The sequence below is a fragment of the Methylobacterium sp. CM6257 genome, assembly GCF_054611515.1.
On record NZ_CM137735.1, the window covers coordinates 4,954,299 to 4,971,548 of the forward strand.

Annotated in this window: 15 protein-coding genes; 2 read left to right on the forward strand and 13 right to left on the reverse strand. The window is 70.1% G+C overall.

What is annotated here, in order from left to right; genetic code table 11:
* Nucleotides 1-33: 33 nt before the first annotated feature.
* Both putA and ACYCO6_RS24095 read right to left on the reverse strand, forming a co-directional pair.
* On the reverse strand, nt 34-3,708 hold the full coding sequence (putA, locus tag ACYCO6_RS24090) for a trifunctional transcriptional regulator/proline dehydrogenase/L-glutamate gamma-semialdehyde dehydrogenase (RefSeq protein ID WP_459764021.1): 3,675 nt from the start codon (nt 3,706-3,708) through the stop codon (nt 34-36).
* Nucleotides 3,709-3,818: 110 nt separating this feature from the next.
* On the reverse strand, nt 3,819-4,010 hold the full coding sequence (locus ACYCO6_RS24095) for a hypothetical protein (protein WP_459764023.1): 192 nt from the start codon (nt 4,008-4,010) through the stop codon (nt 3,819-3,821).
* A 193-nt stretch (nt 4,011-4,203) separates the two neighbouring features.
* On the opposite strand from ACYCO6_RS24095, the gene ACYCO6_RS24100 reads away from it, so the two are divergent.
* Nucleotides 4,204-5,250: a saccharopine dehydrogenase family protein gene (locus tag ACYCO6_RS24100; RefSeq protein WP_459764025.1), complete on the forward strand. Its 1,047-nt coding sequence runs from the start codon at nt 4,204-4,206 to the stop codon at nt 5,248-5,250.
* Between the two features lie 11 nt (nt 5,251-5,261).
* On the opposite strand, the gene ACYCO6_RS24105 is transcribed toward ACYCO6_RS24100, so the two are convergent.
* From ACYCO6_RS24105 to ACYCO6_RS24125, 5 genes are all read right to left on the reverse strand, one after another.
* Nucleotides 5,262-6,785 (reverse strand): UxaA family hydrolase, encoded by a 1,524-nt coding sequence (locus ACYCO6_RS24105; protein ID WP_459764027.1) that lies wholly within the window; start codon nt 6,783-6,785, stop codon nt 5,262-5,264.
* Between the two features lie 35 nt (nt 6,786-6,820).
* A complete protein-coding gene (locus ACYCO6_RS24110; protein ID WP_459764029.1) occupies nt 6,821-8,131 on the reverse strand; it encodes an MFS transporter in 1,311 nt (436 codons plus the stop codon).
* A 305-nt stretch (nt 8,132-8,436) separates the two neighbouring features.
* Complete coding sequence (locus ACYCO6_RS24115; protein ID WP_459764031.1) at nt 8,437-9,516, reverse strand: malate/lactate/ureidoglycolate dehydrogenase; 1,080 nt, start codon at nt 9,514-9,516, stop codon at nt 8,437-8,439.
* 126 nt (nt 9,517-9,642) lie between these two features.
* Nucleotides 9,643-10,362, reverse strand: a complete 720-nt coding sequence (locus ACYCO6_RS24120) for an MlrC C-terminal domain-containing protein (RefSeq protein ID WP_459764033.1) — start codon at nt 10,360-10,362, stop codon at nt 9,643-9,645.
* 42 nt (nt 10,363-10,404) lie between these two features.
* Nucleotides 10,405-11,121 carry a DUF1194 domain-containing protein gene (locus ACYCO6_RS24125; RefSeq protein ID WP_459764035.1) on the reverse strand — a complete coding sequence of 239 codons (717 nt, stop codon included), beginning with the start codon at nt 11,119-11,121 and terminating at the stop codon, nt 10,405-10,407.
* Between the two features lie 216 nt (nt 11,122-11,337).
* Between ACYCO6_RS24125 and ACYCO6_RS24130 the strand changes: the two genes are divergently transcribed.
* Nucleotides 11,338-11,493, forward strand: coding sequence for a hypothetical protein (locus ACYCO6_RS24130; protein ID WP_459764037.1), 156 nt, complete (start codon nt 11,338-11,340; stop codon nt 11,491-11,493).
* Between the two features lie 83 nt (nt 11,494-11,576).
* Here ACYCO6_RS24130 and ACYCO6_RS24135 read toward each other — a convergent pair whose 3' ends face one another.
* The 6 genes from ACYCO6_RS24135 to ACYCO6_RS24160 form a co-directional block, all read right to left on the reverse strand.
* On the reverse strand, nt 11,577-12,344 hold the full coding sequence (locus ACYCO6_RS24135; protein ID WP_459773691.1) for a DUF1223 domain-containing protein: 768 nt from the start codon (nt 12,342-12,344) through the stop codon (nt 11,577-11,579).
* An 8-nt stretch (nt 12,345-12,352) separates the two neighbouring features.
* Nucleotides 12,353-13,363 carry a lipid A biosynthesis lauroyl acyltransferase gene (locus ACYCO6_RS24140; protein ID WP_459764039.1) on the reverse strand — a complete coding sequence of 337 codons (1,011 nt, stop codon included), beginning with the start codon at nt 13,361-13,363 and terminating at the stop codon, nt 12,353-12,355.
* Nucleotides 13,364-13,800: 437 nt separating this feature from the next.
* Nucleotides 13,801-14,829: a zinc-binding dehydrogenase gene (locus tag ACYCO6_RS24145; RefSeq protein ID WP_459764041.1), complete on the reverse strand. Its 1,029-nt coding sequence runs from the start codon at nt 14,827-14,829 to the stop codon at nt 13,801-13,803.
* A gap of 8 nt (nt 14,830-14,837) precedes the next feature.
* Nucleotides 14,838-15,128 carry an SH3 domain-containing protein gene (locus ACYCO6_RS24150; RefSeq protein WP_459773693.1) on the reverse strand — a complete coding sequence of 97 codons (291 nt, stop codon included), beginning with the start codon at nt 15,126-15,128 and terminating at the stop codon, nt 14,838-14,840.
* A gap of 33 nt (nt 15,129-15,161) precedes the next feature.
* Nucleotides 15,162-15,914: an SDR family NAD(P)-dependent oxidoreductase gene (locus tag ACYCO6_RS24155; protein WP_459773695.1), complete on the reverse strand. Its 753-nt coding sequence runs from the start codon at nt 15,912-15,914 to the stop codon at nt 15,162-15,164.
* Between the two features lie 11 nt (nt 15,915-15,925).
* Nucleotides 15,926-17,209, reverse strand: coding sequence for a beta-ketoacyl-ACP synthase (locus tag ACYCO6_RS24160; RefSeq protein WP_459764043.1), 1,284 nt, complete (start codon nt 17,207-17,209; stop codon nt 15,926-15,928).
* Nucleotides 17,210-17,250: the final 41 nt, after the last annotated feature.

The window sequence follows — 17,250 nt, forward strand, 5'->3', positions numbered from 1 at the left end:
ACTGCGCCGGTCGGCCCGACCGCAAGCCGCCTCCTATCCGACGCTCATGAGGCTGGCGTTGCCGCCCGCAGCGGCGGTGTCGATCGCGGTCGAGATCTCCTCGACGAGGCCGGTCGGCGCGTAAAGATCCCCACCCGCCAGGGCTTCGGGGGTGCGGGCCTGGACGGAAAGGATCGGGCCAGGACGCGCGGCAACGGCCCGGTTCAAGGCCTGCAGACCGTCAGCATCTCCCTCGAACAGGATGGCCCGAAGCTCACCCGCGGCATCAAGGCTCGCCACGCATTCGACCCGTGCGGCGAGTTCGGCCGGCAGATCCGTGAGGATGCCCGGGCTCCGCGCCGTGCCGACGACCAGCGCGCGATTGCCGGTCGCCAGGATCGCCCCGAGCTGGAGCAGGAGCCCCGCCTCCGTCTGTGCGAGGGCCGCAACGCGTCCCCGCGGCCGAAGACCATAGAGATTTCGCTCTCCGACCGGGCCCGCCAAGACGATCTCGGCGACGGCCGGAAATCTGTCTGCGAGGCGATCCGCGATACCCGCGCGCTCCGTCGCGCGAAGCCAGTTCCGGTAGTGGCGAAGCGACCTGCCATCGCCTGCCGCGAGCCCGTCGAGCGCCGCAGGCGGCGGTCGGCGCACGAGACGGCCGAGATAAAGCGGTCCGCCGGCCTTCGGCCCCGTGCCCGACAGGCCGGATCCGCCGAAGGGCTGCACCCCCACCACCGCGCCGATGATGTTGCGGTTCACATACCGGTTCCCGGCCCGTACGCGCCCGAGAACCCGAGCGATCGTCTCGTCGATGCGGCTGTGCAGGCCGAAGGTCAGGCCGTAGCCGGTGGCGTCGATCTCATTCAGCAATCGGTCGAGATCGGCCCGGCGGTAGCGCAGCACGTGCAGAACCGGCCCGAACACCTCGCGCTCGACATCCCCGACGCGCCTGATCTCGATGAGCGTCGGCGGCACGAAAGTCCCGTGAGCCGTCTCCGGCGGCAGCGGAAGCTGCGCCACCGGAAAGCCGCGCGCGCGCATCGCGGCCACGTGTTCCGCGATGCGGTCTGCGGCCTCGGCAGTGATGACGGGGCCGATATCGGCGGCGAGGCGGCGGGGATCTCCGACCTCCAGCTCCTTCATGGCGCCCCGCAGCATGTGCAGCGTCCGATCGGCGACCTCCTCTTGCAGACAGAGGATGCGCAGGGCCGAGCAGCGCTGCCCGGCGGAATCGAAGGCTGAGGCGATGACGTCGGCGACCACCTGCTCGGCCAGCGCGGAGGAATCCACCACCATCGCGTTCTGGCCGCCGGTCTCGGCGATGAGCGGCACGGGTTCACTGTGACGGGTCAAGCGTTCGGCCAGGCAATGCTGGATGCCCTTGGCGACCGCGGTCGAGCCGGTGAACATGACACCCTGAACTCGACCGTCGCCGACCAGGGCGGCCCCGATCTCGCCGGCGCCGGGCAGGAGATGAAGCGCATCGTCCGGCACGCCCGCCGCGTGCAGCACCCGGACGGCCTCGGCGGCCGTGAGCGGCGTTTCCTCGGCGGGTTTGGCCAGGACCGTGTTGCCGGCCGCCAGGGCAGCGGAGACCTGGCCGACGAAGATCGCCAGCGGGAAGTTCCAGGGCGCGATACAGGCGATCGGCCCGAGCGGCTCCTCATCACCCCCAAGCGTCCGCTCGGCCTCCGCTGCGTAGAAGCGGAGGAAATCCACGGCCTCCCGGATCTCGGCCACTGCGTCGGCGCAGGATTTACCGGCCTCGCGCACGATCAGCCCGATCAGCACCGGCATGCGGCCCTCGAACGCGTCGGCGGCGCGGCGCAGGCAAGCGGCCCGCGCGGCAGGCGCAGTCGACGCCCAGGCTCCGGCCGCCGCGTCGGCGCGGACGAGGGCGCGCTCGATCTCGGACGGCGTAGCTGAGCGCCAGTATCCGACTATGTCCCGATGATCCGCGGGGTTGCGCACGGGCGCGTCGGCAGAATCCGGAGAGGATCCGGTCGGGACCGCCCGCCACGCCGATCGGCCGCTCTCCAGCAGCCCGCCCGCCAAGCGCGCGAGCGCCGCTTCGTCCGCGAGGTCGAGGCCGGCGGCATTGAGGCGGGTCGGGCCGTAGAGCGAGCGGGGCAGCGCGATGTGCTCGTGCGGCGCGCCCGGAACCGGCATCGCCTCGACGGAGGCGACGGGGTCGGCGATCAACGCGTCGACCGGGACAGCTTCATCAGCCACCCGGTTCACGAAGGAGGTGTTGGCCCCGTTCTCCAGAAGCCGACGCACGAGATAGGCGAGCAGGGTCTCGTGCGTGCCCACCGGCGCGTAGATGCGGCACGGCCGCCGCAGCGCATTTCCGGCGACCACGGACTCGTAGAGCGGCTCGCCCATCCCGTGCAGGCATTGGAATTCATACTGACCCAGGCGGAAATCCGGGCCCGCCATCTCCACGATGCTCGCGAGAGTCTGCGCGTTGTGGGTGGCGAATTGCGGGAAGACCGCGTCGGGCGCGTCGAGGAGTTTGCGCGCGCAGGCGAGGTACGAGACATCGGTATGAACCTTGCGGGTGAAGACCGGGAAGTCCGCGAGCCCATCCACCTGGGCGCGCTTGATCTCGCTGTCCCAGTATGCGCCCTTCACGAGGCGCACCATCAGGCGCCGGCGGCTGCGCCGGGCGAGGTCGACCAAGACGTCGATCACGAACGGACAACGCTTTCCGTAGGCCTGAACGACGAAACCGAGCCCGTCCCAGTCGGCCAAGTTCGGATCCGTCGCCAGCGCTTCCAGGATATCCAACGAGAGGTCGAGGCGGTTGGCCTCTTCGGCATCGATGTTGAGGCCGATGGCGTAAGTCCTGGCGAGCCGGGCGAGATCCGTCACCCGGGGGACGAGCTCCGCCAGGACCCGGCCGCGCTGCGCCCGGACATAGCGCGGATGGAGCGCGGACAGCTTGATCGAGATCCCGGGTCCGCGCAGCACGCCCCGCCCGTCGGAAGCCTCCCCGATGGCCCGGATCGCCGCCTCGTAGGATCGCCGATACCGTTCCGCATCCTCGGCGGTGACGGCGGCCTCGCCGAGCATGTCGTACGAATAGGTGAATCCCCTCGCCTCCATCCGGACGGCATTGCGCAGGGCCTCGGTGATGGTCCGCCCGGTGACGAACTGCTCGCCCATCATCCGCATGGCGAGATCGACTCCGGTGCGGATGATCGGCTCACCGCCGCGGGCGATCAGACGGGTGAGCGCGGCGGAAAGGCCGGCTTCGTCGCGGGTCGCGGCGAGCCGGCCGGTGACCAGCAGACCCCAGGTTGCCGCGTTCACGAAGGGTGACGGGCTGTGGCCGAGATGGGCCTGCCAGTCGCCGCCCGCGATCTTGTCGCGGATCAGCGCGTCGCGGGTCGGCGCGTCGGGGATGCGTAGCAGCGCCTCGGCCAGGCACATCAGCGCCACGCCCTCCTCGCTCGACAGGGCATATTCGTGGATCAGGCCTTCCACGCCTCCGCGACGGGCATGGCGGCGCAGGTTCCCCACCAGTCGCCGCGCCAGGGCGGAGACGCGCCGCGCCGCATCGGGCGGCATGCGCGCGAGGTCTAGGAGCGGCGCGATGCAGTCCGGCTCGGGCCGGCGGCAGGCCGCCACCACGGCGGCGCGCAGCGGAGACAGCTCGGGCAGGGCAGTCGCGAAGGCGCCGAACGGTCCGGCAGCGCCGTCGGGCACGTGGGATGCGAGCATGGATCATCCCTCGACTTCGGCTGGCGACTCTCACGCCATCGACGATGCAGGCTACGCCGTTCGCCGCCGCCATTTAAGCGCCTCTCGCCGAAGGCGGGCCTGGCTTGTCATCAACGGGCGGCATAAGCAGCTGGCAGGGCATCGATCAGCACGGCCTGCGCACCCTCGCAGCGCAGCATCACGGCCGGGATCACCACCGCGTCGGCGCAGGCCTGGACGCCGTGCGACAGATCGAACCGTACGGCGAGGCCGTCGGTCTTGGCATCGAGCCAGCCACCGTGGCCGGCGGGACGCCGGAGCACGTGTCGGCCGCGGGGCTCCCGGCACTCCCTATCGTCTCCGTGGGCCTTCGTATCGCTGGCCTTGTCGATAGAATCGGGGACCGCGCGCACGGCGCCGCTTGGAGATTGCGTTCCGCTCCGCGGATCCATGACGCGCGCCGCGGCGGTGCGTTGCGCGTTTTGACACCCGCGAGAGCGGTGGCAGAAGCCTCGCATGACCGCGATCATGATCTACGGGGCCAGCGGCTACACCGGGCAGCTCCTGGCCGAGCACGCCGTCGCGCAGGGCCTGAGCCCGATTCTGGCGGGGCGCGACCCGGAGAAGCTCCGGCCCCTCGCTACCCGTCTAGGGCTTGAGTTCCGGTCCGCGCACCTCGACGAGCCAGACCGCCTGCGGGCGGCGCTGGCGGGCATCACGGTGGTGATCCACGTGGCTGGTCCGTTCTCGCGGACGGCGCGGCCAATGGCCGAGGCCTGCCTCGCCGCGGGCGCGCACTACGTCGACATCACCGGCGAGATCGAGGTTCTGGAGGCGCTCGCCGCGCGGGATGGCGAGGCGAAGGCGGCGGGTATCGTCCTGCTGCCGGCAGCAGGCTTCGATGTTGTGCCGAGCGACTGCCTCGCCGCCCATGTGGCGCGCCGGCTGCCCGGCGCGACCCACTTGCGGATCTCGATCGGCGGGTTCGGCGGCTTCAGCCGGGGCACCGCTCGCACGATGGTCGAGGGCATCGCCTGGGGCACACGGGTGCGCCGGGACGGCCGAATCGTCGAACTACCGAGCCCGCCCCGGGGCAGCGCCGATTTCGGCCGCGGCAGGAGGCGGACGGTGGGGCTCGGCTGGGGCGATGTCTCGAGCGCGTGGTACTCCACCCGTGTCCCGAACATCGACGTGTATTTCGAGGCCTTCCCGGCGATGGCGGCGGCTGCGGGCCTGCCACCCGGCATCCGGAAAATCATCGCGGGCAGCACCGCGCAGCGCCTGATCAACCGCGGCATCGACCGGCTGCCAGCGGGGCCATCAGCCGCGGCGCGGGCCTCGGCCCGCAGCGCGTTCCTGGCCGAGGCCTGGGACGCCGCGGGCCAGCGGGTGGCGAGCCGCATGGAGACCCCCGAGGGCTACACGCTGACGGCTTGGACCGCCGTGGAGACCGCTCGGCGCCTCGCCGCCGGCGCGGCGCCGGCGGGCTTTCACACGCCGGTCACCGCCTTCGGCCCGGACTTCATCCTAAGCTTTCCGGGCGTGGTGCGAACGGATCTCTGACCCTCAGGAGGTCACACGGTTGCGCCGATCTGCCAGGGGGCGAATTCCGAGGAGCCGAAATCGAATTGCTCGCTCTTTGTGCGCTCGCCGCCCGCGACCCGCAGGATCAGGTCGAAGATCCGGCGCCCGGCCTGCTCCACGGTTTCTTCCCCGTCGAGGATCGTGCCGCAATTGACGTCCATGTCCTCCTCGAGCCGCCGGTACATGGCCGAGTTCGTGGCGATCTTGATGGAGGGGGCCGGTTTGCAGCCGAAGACGCTGCCGCGACCGGTGGTGAAGCACACGAGATTCGCCCCGCCCGCCACCTGCCCGGTGGCCGAGACCGGATCGTAGCCGGGCGTGTCCATGAACACGAAGCCCTTGGCGGTCACCGGGTCGGCGTAGCGCAGGACCTCGACGAGGTTGGTGCTCCCGGCCTTCGCCATGGCGCCGAGCGACTTCTCCAGGATCGTGGTCAGGCCGCCCGCCTTGTTGCCGGGTGACGGGTTGGCGTCGATCTCCGAGCCTTCCTTGCGGGTGTACTCCTCCCACCAGTGCATCAGGTCGACGAGCTTCTGGCCGACCTCCGGGCTCACCGCGCGGCGGGTGAACAGGTGCTCCGCCCCGTAGGTTTCGGTGGTCTCCGACAGGATCACGGTGCCGCCGTTCTGCACCACGAGGTCGCTGGCGATGCCCAGAGCCGGGTTCGCCGAGACGCCGGAATAACCGTCCGAGCCACCGCATTGCAGGGCGACGATCAGCTCGCTCGCCGGGATCGGCTCCCGATGCACCACGTTCGCCTCAGCCAGGATGCCCTTCACGAAGTCGATGCCGGCCTCGACGGTCTTCCGGGTCCCGCCCATGCTCTGGATGTTCATGCTGCGGATCCGGTCGGCCAGACCCTGCTCCTCCAGGAAGGCGCCGATCTGGTTCACCTCGCAGCCGAGCCCGATCATCACGATGTGCGAGAAGTTGACGTGCCGCGCGTATCCCGCGAGCGTCCGGCGCAGAAGCCGCAGCGGCTCGCCCATCGCCATGCCGCAGCCGGTCTTGTGGGTGAGCGCCACCACGCCGTCGACGTTCGGATAGTCGGCCAGCGGATCGAGCCCGAGGATTGGGTGGCGCCTGAAGGCGTCGGCGATCAGGTCGGCGACATGCGCGCTGCAATTCACCGAGGTGAGGATGCCGACGTAGTTGCGGGTCGCCACGCGACCGTCCGGGCGGCGGATGCCCTGGAAGGTGGCGGGGGGCGTGACCAGCTGGGTCGGCCGCGCGTCGACGCCGAACGCGTAGTCGCGGGCGAACTCGCCCATCCCGAGGTTGTGGACGTGGACGTGCCGGCCAGCCGCGATGTCCTCCTTCGCGAAGCCGATGATCTGGCCGTACTTGGTCACCGCCTCGCCGCTTCGATGCGGCCGCACCGCGACCTTGTGGCCGGCCGGGATGCGCTCGGCCGCGGTCACGCCGTCCGCGACCGGCGTGCCCGGCTCGATGGCACCGCGGGCGACGACGACCCCGTCGTCCGGGCGCAGGGTGATGACGGGATAGGCAGACATCGGTCTCTCCTGACAATCCAACGTGCCGGCTTCGCTCATCGGGCCGCTTCGGGCCGGAGGGCCGGCGCCTTGGCGTCCCGGACCGGCAGCGGCGCGATCTCACCGACAACGAAGAGGTAGATGAAGGCGCCCAGGAGGCAGAAGCCGCCGGCCACCATCAGCGGGATCGCGAACGAGCCCTGGGTGACGGTCAGCATGAACCCCGTGAAGGTGGTCGTCACGATCCCAGCGACGTTCGAGGCGAAGTTCTGGATGCCGCCGATGGACGCGACATGGGCGGGGGTCGGCGCCACGTCCCCGGGCAGCGCCCAGATCGAAGCGGCCGTGAAGGCGAGGCTGCCGTAGGCCACCGCGAAGAAGAGCAGCGCCACGTAGATGTTCGGTGCGATGATCGACAGCGTGATCACCGACGACATCAGCATGCCGCCGACCAGGCAGGTCTTGCGGGCAGCCGTCAGGCTCCAGCCGCGGCGGTAGAGCGCATCCGACGCGAAACCGCCGAGCCAGCCTGCCGGGATCGAGGCCAGAGCCGGCAGGCTGCCCAGTGTACCGAGCTCGGCCAGCGAGAAGCCGCGCGCCTTGACCAAGTAGGTCGGGAACCACGTGATGAAGAAGTAGATCACGAAGTTCAGGCAGAAGAACCCCGCCATCATCCCCCAGACCGTGCGGTAGCGGAACAGCGACAGCCACGGCACCTGGTTCTGGGCCTCGGCGGTATCGAGCGCCTTCGGCCGTTCCTGCGCGGCCCGGAGCTGCGCGAGTTCGTCCGGGGTCACCGCCGGGTGGTTCTCGGGCTCACGATAGAGCCACATCCAGAACACGGCCCAGATGAAGCCGAGCAGGCCGGTGATGATGAAGGATTCCCGCCAGCCGAGCGTCGCGATCACCCACGAGACCAGCGGGATCGCGAGCGCGGATCCGACCCGGGAGCCGCTGTCGAAGATGCTGCTGGCGAAGCTCCGCTCCGAGCGGGGGAACCAGGAAGCGGCGACCTTGGCAAAGGATGGGTAGGCCCCGGCCTCGCCGACACCCAGCAGCATGCGCAGGCCGAGCAGGGACAGAAGACCCCGTCCGGCCGCGGTCAGCGCCGTGCAGGCCGACCACCAGACGACCGCAACCATCAGCGACAGCCGTGCCCCGACCCGGTCGGCGACGTAGCCGAACGGCAATTGCATCACCGCGTAGGTCCAGAAGAAGCCCGACAGGATCAGGCCCATATCGGTGGCGCTGAGCCCCAGCTCCTTCGACATGGTCGGCGCAGCCACCGCGAGGTTGGCGCGGTCGATGTAGTTGATGGCGTTGGCGGCCATGCAGAGGCCGATCATGAGCCAGCGCAGTCTGGACATCCTGTTCCTCCCGAGTTCCGGGGATGGCGTCCCCGGGCTGCGCGGCGCCCCGTTATGGAAGGGACCGCCGAAGGCGCGTCTGGTCGAACGCTGAGCTGAGCCCCGGTTCAGGGCCTGCTCAACGTCGCGTCTCCAATCCTCAGCCTCATCCTGAGGTGCTGCGCAGCAGCCTCGAAGGAGGCCTTCAGACGACGCCGTGATCCCTGAAGCCCTCGTTTGAGGCCTCCGCTGCGCTCCGGCACCTCAGGATGAGGTCGAGATCGGGATCGGCCTCGCATGGAATGCCCTCACGGTGAGGTGTCCGGTCAGAAATCTCCGTCGCGGTAGGCGTTGCCGTCGAGTCCATGGGGACGTCCGGCGGCGAGCAACGTCTCCCAGACGGGTTCGGGCAACGGCACGCCCTCGGCGAGGCGCTGAGCCCGCATCCGGCGCTCCGGCTCACCGGGGAGCAGCACCTCGGCCCCGGGCATCGGCCGGGCGCTCTTGAAAAAGTCGAGGTAGGTCCGCGCCTCCGCGGCGAGGGCGTCCTCGGTCCCGAAGGCCTCGGGCATCACGTAGATCGACAGCATGCCGTTGCAGATCCGCCGCTTGCCCGGCCCGGCGGTGCCGGACCCGGTGAACGCGCCGGCGAGCAGCTCGCAGATCAGCGCGAGGCCCGAGCCCTTGTGCTCGCCGAAAGCCCGGATCGCGCCCGCGCCCCGCTGGTTGTCGCGTTCGACGCCCTCCAGCGGCCCGAAGAGCGTGGCCGGATCGGCGCTGAGCCGGCCGTCCGGCTCGATGAGCGAGCCCTCCGGCAGCGGCTTGCCGCCCCGGGAGGCGACGAGCACCTTGCCCTCCGCCACCGCCGAGGTGGCGAAGTCGAGGATGATCGGCTCGGCCCCCGGCACCGGAAATCCGGCCGCGAACGGCGCGGTGGAGAAGCGGCGCTCCACCGAGCCGAACGGCGCCACCAGCAGGCTTCCTGCCACGTTGACGAAATGGACCGAGATCAGCCCGGCCGCCGCGGCGCGTTCGGCCCACTCGCCGATCCGTCCGAGGTGGCCGGCATGCCGGAGCGCGACGATGGCGACGCCGTTCTCCTTGGCCTTGGCGATGCCGAGATCAGTGGCGAAGGGGCCCGCCGTTTGACCGAACCCGTACTGCGCATCGATGAGCGCGAAGGATGGGGCGTCGGTGACGATCTCGGGCGTGCGGCCGGCTTCGACCTCACCGGACCGCAGCCACTCCACGTAGCGGGTGACGCGGACGACGCCGTGACTGTCATGGCCGGTGAGATTGGCGGCCACGAGGAATCGGCCGATCCGCTCGGCCTCCGCCTCGGCGCAGCCCTCGCGCACGAAGATGTCCCGCACATAGGCGGACAGCCTATCGGCCAGAATCCGCATTCCGTATCCTCCCTGGTCGCACCTCGTCGGGCGCGTGCGGGATGAACCTAGCCTCCTCACACGTGCTACGCGAGCACCGGGGGTAACGGCGCAGCGGTGGTTGTCGTGCCGCTCATGAACCGGGGGTCATGGGTCGGAATCCGTCGGGTCCGGCGGGTCGCCGTAGGGGAAGAAGTCGGCGGCCCGCATCTGGGTGTAGGGCAGATGGTCGAGCCGGACCGTCCCCAGGAACGGCTCCGGCGGCTCGACCAGCAGGACCGTGCGGGCGTAGCCGCTGTCGTCGAAACCCCGACGGAAATGGACCCGCGACTTGATGGCCAAAACATCGAACGCGGTCGGGTCGAGGCCGAGGCTCCAGAGCTCGCCGGGCTCGACGATCTGGGCGAGCTGCGGGCTGAGCACCAGCACGTTGCCGGTCCCGAAGCCGACGCAGATCCAGTGGCCGCCCCCGCCGCCGCTCCCGGCGACACCCGGCTCCGGCGCCGCAACCACCCGCAGCACGGTCCCGGTGATCCGCACCGGCGTCCCGGCGGAGGGGTCGGCGCCGCCGCCCACGGTCGCGTCGAAGGGGTCGCCCGGCTCAAGACTCCGGGCCAGAGCGTCGGCCACGGCCTCCGCAGACGCGATGGTAGCCACGAGGGTGCGGGTCAGGCCCTGTGCCAGGATCTCGCGCAGCAGCCACGTGGCCTTCCCGGACCGGTCGCTGTGATCGGCCAGCACGACCGGGGTCGCTCCCGCGGCGACAGCCTCACGGGCGAGGCTCACGCCGTCGGCGATGCGGTGGATCCGCGCCGCGTCCAGCAGCGCCCGCCGGTGCCGCCACGCGAAGGAACTGGAGCACGGCAAGGCGCATCGGCGGAACGATCCTCGAGGGTTGTCGGTGACGGGTCAGGAGATCTCGCGGACCAGCTTGGCGATGAGGGCGCGCCCGAAGGCCTCGAAGCTTTCGGCGCTCATCACGAAGGCCCCCTCGCCGCCGATCACGACGTTGCGATAGTAGGCCGCCAGCCCGCCGGCGGGGTTGGTGTGCTCCTTCAAGAAGCTGGGCATTCCCTCCGGATCGGTGAGGATGACGATGCCGTTGACCGTGATGCCCACCGCCACTGCGGCGTCCCGGGCCTCCGCGATGGAGCGACCGGAATTGCTGGTCCCGTCGCCCGAGATGTCGATCACCCTCCGGTCGGTCCGGAACGGCGCCCGTGCCAGCATGTCGGAGGCGAAGCCGATGGCCGACCCGATGGCCGTGCGGCCGTAGAACGGACGCGGCACGGCGGCGAGCTTGGCCGCGAAGACCGCCGCATCCTCCGCCGCGGCGATGATCATCCAGTCGACGGCGACCTGCTGCTCCCCGGGTCCGGCCCAATCGAAGAGGGCGACCGCAATGCGCCCGGTCGGTCCCTCGCCGATCGCGCGCAGGACCCGCGGATCGCTGAAGGCCTCGGCATAGCCACGCCGCTCCAGCTCGAAGCGCGCCTCGCTGATACTGAGTGACACGTCCACCGCGAGGACGAGCAGAACATCCACCGTCTGGTCGGCGGCGCCGGCGCGCCGGCCCGCCAGAGACAGAGCGGCGAGCATCCCGGACAGAAGATGGCGTCGCCGCATGGCCGACACTCGATGGGAAGCGCCCGCATGGGACGGCGGATTGCCACCACCATGCAACGAGCCTGCCGCCGCCGCGGTTCGCCCGTGGAAAAACGCGCACCCTCCCGGGCTCCGTCGGTCGTCCTCGGATCGGCGCCGCGACCTGCTGTATCGGGCCTGCTTGCAATCGTGCTGGGTGGCACGCTCGAAGGCGCCGCCCGAACCGGGAAGCACATCATGCGGATTGTTCACAGGATCGCCCGCCTGATCGAGAGCACGATCCTCGGGACCGTCGCCCTCGTCAGCGGCGCACTCGAGGCGACCGTCGGGCTGGTAGGCCACCTTTCCGAACGCCTGGATGCCACCCTGTCGGGCGGGGCCCGCGCGGCGTAAGAGCGGCGCGGGAAGAAGGGCTGCCGGCAGATCGACCCGATCGCTCTGAAATGAGATCCTCCGCCGCCGAGAGACCGGACCCGCTACAATCCCGGCCCCTTGGCGGCCCCGAAGATGCGGCCGGGCCGCCCGTCGGCCGCGCCCTGGAGCAACACGACCCAGCTGTCGGCGTCGGCGATCCGGGCGAGGGTGTAGGGCACCTCGAAGCGGGTCGCCTGCCCTGCCCAAGAGCCGAGGCGCTGCATACCCCGCACGACGTTGACGTAGGTCGCCGTCCGGCCGCCATTCTCGCCGGCCTGGATCGCGATCGCCCGACTGCGCAGAACCGGTACCAACCAGACGTCACCCCGAAAGTCGCTCTTGGTCTCCGGGGCGGCACCGACCTCGACCAGGATCCGGTCGCCGCGCGCCTCGCCGCGAACCGGCACCGGCAACCCGCCGCGCTGCGACGCTTCGCGTATCAGCCGGTCGAGGGCAGCACGGTCCGACCCCACCGCGAATCCGCTCCCGTCGACCACGACCTGTGGGGTGAAGACCTGCCGCGCTCCGCGGCCCCGCGCATAGGCGCGCTGGCGCTCTGTGAGCGGCCGCAGCGCCAGGGTATCCTTCCAGCCGAGATAGTCCCAGTAGGTTACCGGCAGGGTCAGGGCGACAACCCCCGGCTGCCGGGACAGATCGCGCAGCACCGGGTCGGCTGCGCGGCAGGCGCCGCAACCCTGGCTCGTGAAGAGTTCCACGACCGCGCGAACCGGCTCGGCCCGAGCCTCCGGGACGGCCAGGAACACACAGAGCAGCACGGCTGCGCAGAACGCGCGGCGGTCGCGGGTCATGGCGCGGTGCCGGGGCATCATCAGAGCCATCAGAGCGTCTGGGATGCCGTGTGTGAAATCACGTTGGCTTGAGAGCCCTCTACCGACGGTTGCGGCGGCGTACCCTTCAGCTTGGGCAGCATGTCGGGACGCCAGCGGCGATGCATCCAGAGCCACTGGCCCGGATGTTCGCGCACCCAGCCCTCAACCACGGCGGTCATCGCCTGCATGGCGCCGGTCACGTCGATGGTTCCGTCGGCGGCGCGCGGCAGATCGAGGGGCGGCGTCAGTTCGAGCCGGAAGCGGCCTTCCGGCAACCGGACGACACGGACGCCGTGTACCGGGCACTCATAGTGGCGGGCGAGCTTGGCGAGGAGCGGGTTGGCGAGGCAGGGTCGGCCGAGAAACTTCACGACGACGCCGCGGGTGAAATGCTGGTCGATGAGCTGGCCGAGATGGCCACCATTCTCGACCACGTCGCGCATGGCGAAGACCGCGCCGGGGGCCGAGGCCGCGAGACCGCCCATGGACCGGCGGCGGACCTCCTGAACGAGTCGTGCCGCCGCCGGATTGTTGGGCGGCCTGAACACCGCAGTGGCCTCCAGGCCGAACCGGGCCGCGCAGATGGCCGGCAATTCCCAATTCGCCAGATGCGCGGAGAAGATCAGCCCCGGCTCGCCGTCGTCGCGCAGGGCGAAGAAATGCTCGATGCCCGAGACCTCGGTCCGCAACGGGGCGGCAGCTTCGGGATCGTAGTCGAACAGCGTGTCGAGATGGGCATATTCGGCGCCCGTCCGTCCCAGATTGTCCCAGGCCTCCAGGGCGATCCGCGTCCGCTCCGCCTCCGGCATGTCGGGGAAGGCCGCCTGAAGATTGGTGAGCGCTGTGCGGTGCGCCGGCAGGAACGGTCCGATGGTCCTCAGAAGGGCGGCGCCGAACGCCGTTGACCGTTCAGGTCCGAGGACACGCGCCAGCCAAACCAGAGCCCGGATCAGAGGGATCATGGCGAAGCCGGCGAGGCGTGGATAGGACCGTTTCAGCAGGAGGGCGAGACGCAGCACTTTCGATTCCTGGGCCTGACACGGGCGGCCCCCCGACGCGTCCGTAATGCGAAGCTTAAGCCATCTGTCCCGCAGCGCGAAATTGGCGCCGACATGCCGGTTAGATTTGTGGGCGTGGATCGTAGCGCAATCCCAACTTCGCGCCGTCCCGGCTGTCGAGCCGCCACCCCGCGGCGAAGCATTCAAGAGAGGGTGCCGTGCGTATCGTCACATTCGAGGGAGGACGATGCCGGTCCATGCCCGCCTGACTATCCAGACCTCCACCTCATTCTGAGCCACCGGAGCTCCGCGGAGGCCTCCAGGGCTGGCGCGGCCGGCTGGCATGCGCCTTCGAGGCCGCTGACGCGGGCACCCCGCGAAGAAGCGGAGGGTTGGAAGGGGCTCCTTCGCGATCTGCGTTGTGCTGTGGCCCAAGCCGCATTCCGGCATGCGCGGGTTCAGCTCCGAAGGCTGACAAGGATCTTCCCGAAGACCTTGCGCGATTCCAGCCGCTCCAAGCCCTGCGCGAAATCGGCGAGCGGATACACCGTATCGACCACCGGCCGGATGCCGGCCTCCATCTTGTCGAGGCACTGGGCGATATTCGCGAGCGAGCAGCCGAACGAGCCGGTGATGCGATATTGCTGCTGGAACAGCTGCATCAGATTCATGGTGGCCGAGACGCCGGAGGTCGAGCCGCAGGTCACGAGGCGGCCGCCGCGCTTGAGGCAGAGCAGCGAGCCGTTCCAGGTATCGGCGCCGACATGCTCGAAGACCACGTCCACGCCCTTGCGCTTAGTCAGGCGCCGAACCTCGCCCTCGAACCGTTCCGTGCGATAATTGATGATGTGGTCGGCGCCGAGTTCCGCCGCCTTACGCCCCTTCTCGTCATCACCGACGGTCGTGTAGACCGTGCAGCCGATCGCTTTGGCCATGCGGATCGCCGCCGTGCCGATCCCCGAGCCGCCGGCATGGACCAGCACACTCTCGCCGGGCTCCAGCCGGGCATTGTCGAACAGCATGTGCTGGACGGTCCCGAAGGCGATGCCCGCGCAGGCCGCATCGGTGCCGCTGACGCCGTCCGGCACCTTCACAACGAGCCGGGCCGGCAGCGTCACCAATTCACGGGCGAAGCCGTCGAGGTGGAAGCCCATCACACCCGAGACGTCCTCGCAGAGATTGTCGCGTCCCTCGCGACAAGCCCGGCACTGGCCGCAGGTCATCGCCCCGTAGGGCACGACCCGGTCGCCCACTGCGAGGGCCGAGACGCCCTCCCCCGTCGACTCGACGACGCCCGAGGCTTCTGCTCCGACGATGAGGGGCATCTTCCGCTTGGCGAAGGCCATCCCGCGAAAGCCCCAGACATCGATGAAGTTGAGGCCGACGGCGCGGATGCGAATCCGCACCTCGCCTGGGCCCGGGGCGGGCGGAGCGTCGATCTCAGTCAGGCGCAGATCGCGGTCGCCGAACAGTTGAAGGGCTTGCATCCTGTCTCTCATCGATCCGGCGCCAGGTACCGCCGCCGCGCCCAGCCCAGGACCCGCCCGGCCTTGACGCGGCACCACGTGGTGCGGCTCGGCGTGTCGTTGGTGCAGCCGAAGACCAGGGCGCGGGACCGGATCTCGCCGATCTGCTCGGCGGACGGATCCGGCTCCGCGCGGATGCTCAGGGGTTCCCCGGGCGGCAGGCCGGAGATCCGGTAGGTCTCGGGCTCGGCCCTGGCAGACCCCGGGGCGAATGGCGCCGCGAGGCAGAGGGCGGCGGCGAGGGCGAGGCTGGCGCGCATCGGTGGCGACGTGGGGTTCGGCGGCGTCACCGATCAGGTCCGGTGGACGCCCATCATGGCGGTCAGGCCGCCATCGACGGGCAGCACGGCACCCGTGATGTAGGAAGCCCCCTCGCCCATCAGGAAGGCCGCAAGCGCGGCCACATCCTCCGGCCGCGCGAAACGGCCGGCTGGAATCTGTCGCTCCATCCCGTCCCGGTGTGCGGCGTAGCGCGCCATCATGGCGGTGTCGACGAAGCCCGGCGCGATCACGTTGACGGTGACCCCGCGCTTGGCCGACTCGATGGCGAGCGTCCGGCAATAGGCGATCAGCGCGCCCTTGGTCGCCGCATAGGCCGCATTGCCGGCATTCCCCCGCAGGGCGGCCACCGAGCCGATCGCCACGATCCGGCCGGCGCGCACCCGGATCATCTCGCGCATCAGCGCCTTGGCGAGGCGGGTCAGCGAGAAGAAGTTGACCTGCATGGCCGCCTCGGCCCGGTCCTGATCGAGCATCGCCGCCAGCGCGTCGCAGGGCTGGCCGGCATTGTGGACGAGGCCGTAATAACCTGCCGCCTCCGCCCCCTCACAGAACCCGTCGAGCGCGGCCCTGTCGGCAAGGTCCAGGTTTTGCGCGGCAAATGTGCGATCCGGATGCGCCCCGCGTAACTCGCTGAGCAGCGCCTGGGCGGCATCGGCCGAGGCGCGATAGGTGAAATCGACCGCATAGCCTCCCGCGGCGAGGGCGCGCACGATCGCCGCGCCGATCCCCGAAGCGCCGCCCGTGACGAGGACGCGGCGGTCCATGAGTTGCGCGCTCACGCCGGTTCCGCGCCGAATACGAGACAGGTGTTCTGGCCGCCGAACCCGAAGGAGTTCGACAGCACCGTCCGCACCGGCAGATCGCGGGCGGTCTCGACGACGTCGAGGGTGATGGTCGGGTCCGGCACCCGGTGATTGATCGTCGGTGGAATGCGGCCATGGCGGATGGTCAGCAGCGACACCGCCGCCTCGATAGCGCCGGCCGCCGTCAGGGTATGGCCGATCATCGATTTGTTGGAGGTCACCGGCAGGGCGGACGCCCGGGCGCCGAACACCGCCCCGAGACCGAGGGCCTCCATCTTGTCGTTCTCCGGCGTCGAAGTGCCGTGGGCGTTGACCGTGTCGATCGCCTCGGCCTCGAGCCCGGCATCCTCCAGGCTCGACCGGATCGCCGCGATGATCGGCGCCCCGTCGGGGCTGGAGCGGGTGCGGTGGAAGCCGTCGCCCTTCTCCCCGCAACCGAGGACATAGCCGAGAATCGTCGCGCCGCGCGCGACGGCGGCCTCGGCATCCTCAAGGACCAGAGCGGCCGCGCCCTCGCCCATGACGAAGCCGTCCCGGTCCTTCGAGAAGGGCTTCGAGGCCGCCGCCGGATCCTCGTTACGGGTGGAGAGCGCCGAGAGCAGCGAGAACCGGATCAGCGATTCCGGGTTCACGGATCCGTCGGTGCCGATGCAGAGCGCCGATGCGGTCTCGCCGCGCCGGATCGCCTCGACGCCGAGTTGGATCGCGGTGGCGCCCGACGAGCAGGCGGTGGAAAGCGAGATCGGCGAACCCTTGGTGCCGAACCGGTCGGCGATGCGATCGGCGACGGTTCCGAAGATGAAGAGATCGTGCCACGGGTCGAAACGGCGCGTCGCGGCCGCCCGAAGCAGGCCGGCATAGTCGACCGGGCCGTCGCCGCCGGCAGCCTCGGCCAAGGCCTGCCGCTGCGGCCATTCCATCTCGACCGGCGGCACGGCGATGAACAGCGCGCCGGGGAAGTCGCCTTTGGCGCCGATACCGGACTGCGCGACGGCCTCCTCGGCGGCCACCGCGGCGAAACGCTCGGATAGGAGCGGAGCCACCAGCGGCTCGGTATTCAGAAAGTCCACCGTGCCGGCAATGCGCGTGCGCAGGCCGTCGGTGGGGAACCGCGCGATGGCATGGATGCCGGACCGGCCTTCGGTCATGGCCATCCAAGTGTCCGTCTGTCCCTGACCGAGGGAGGAAACGACGCCGAGGCCGGTCACCGCGACGAGCGGGCGGCCCCTGGCGTCGCGATACGATCGCGTGCTCATGGGGCGTCCTTACGAGATTTTCGGGCGTCGCACACCCGTCC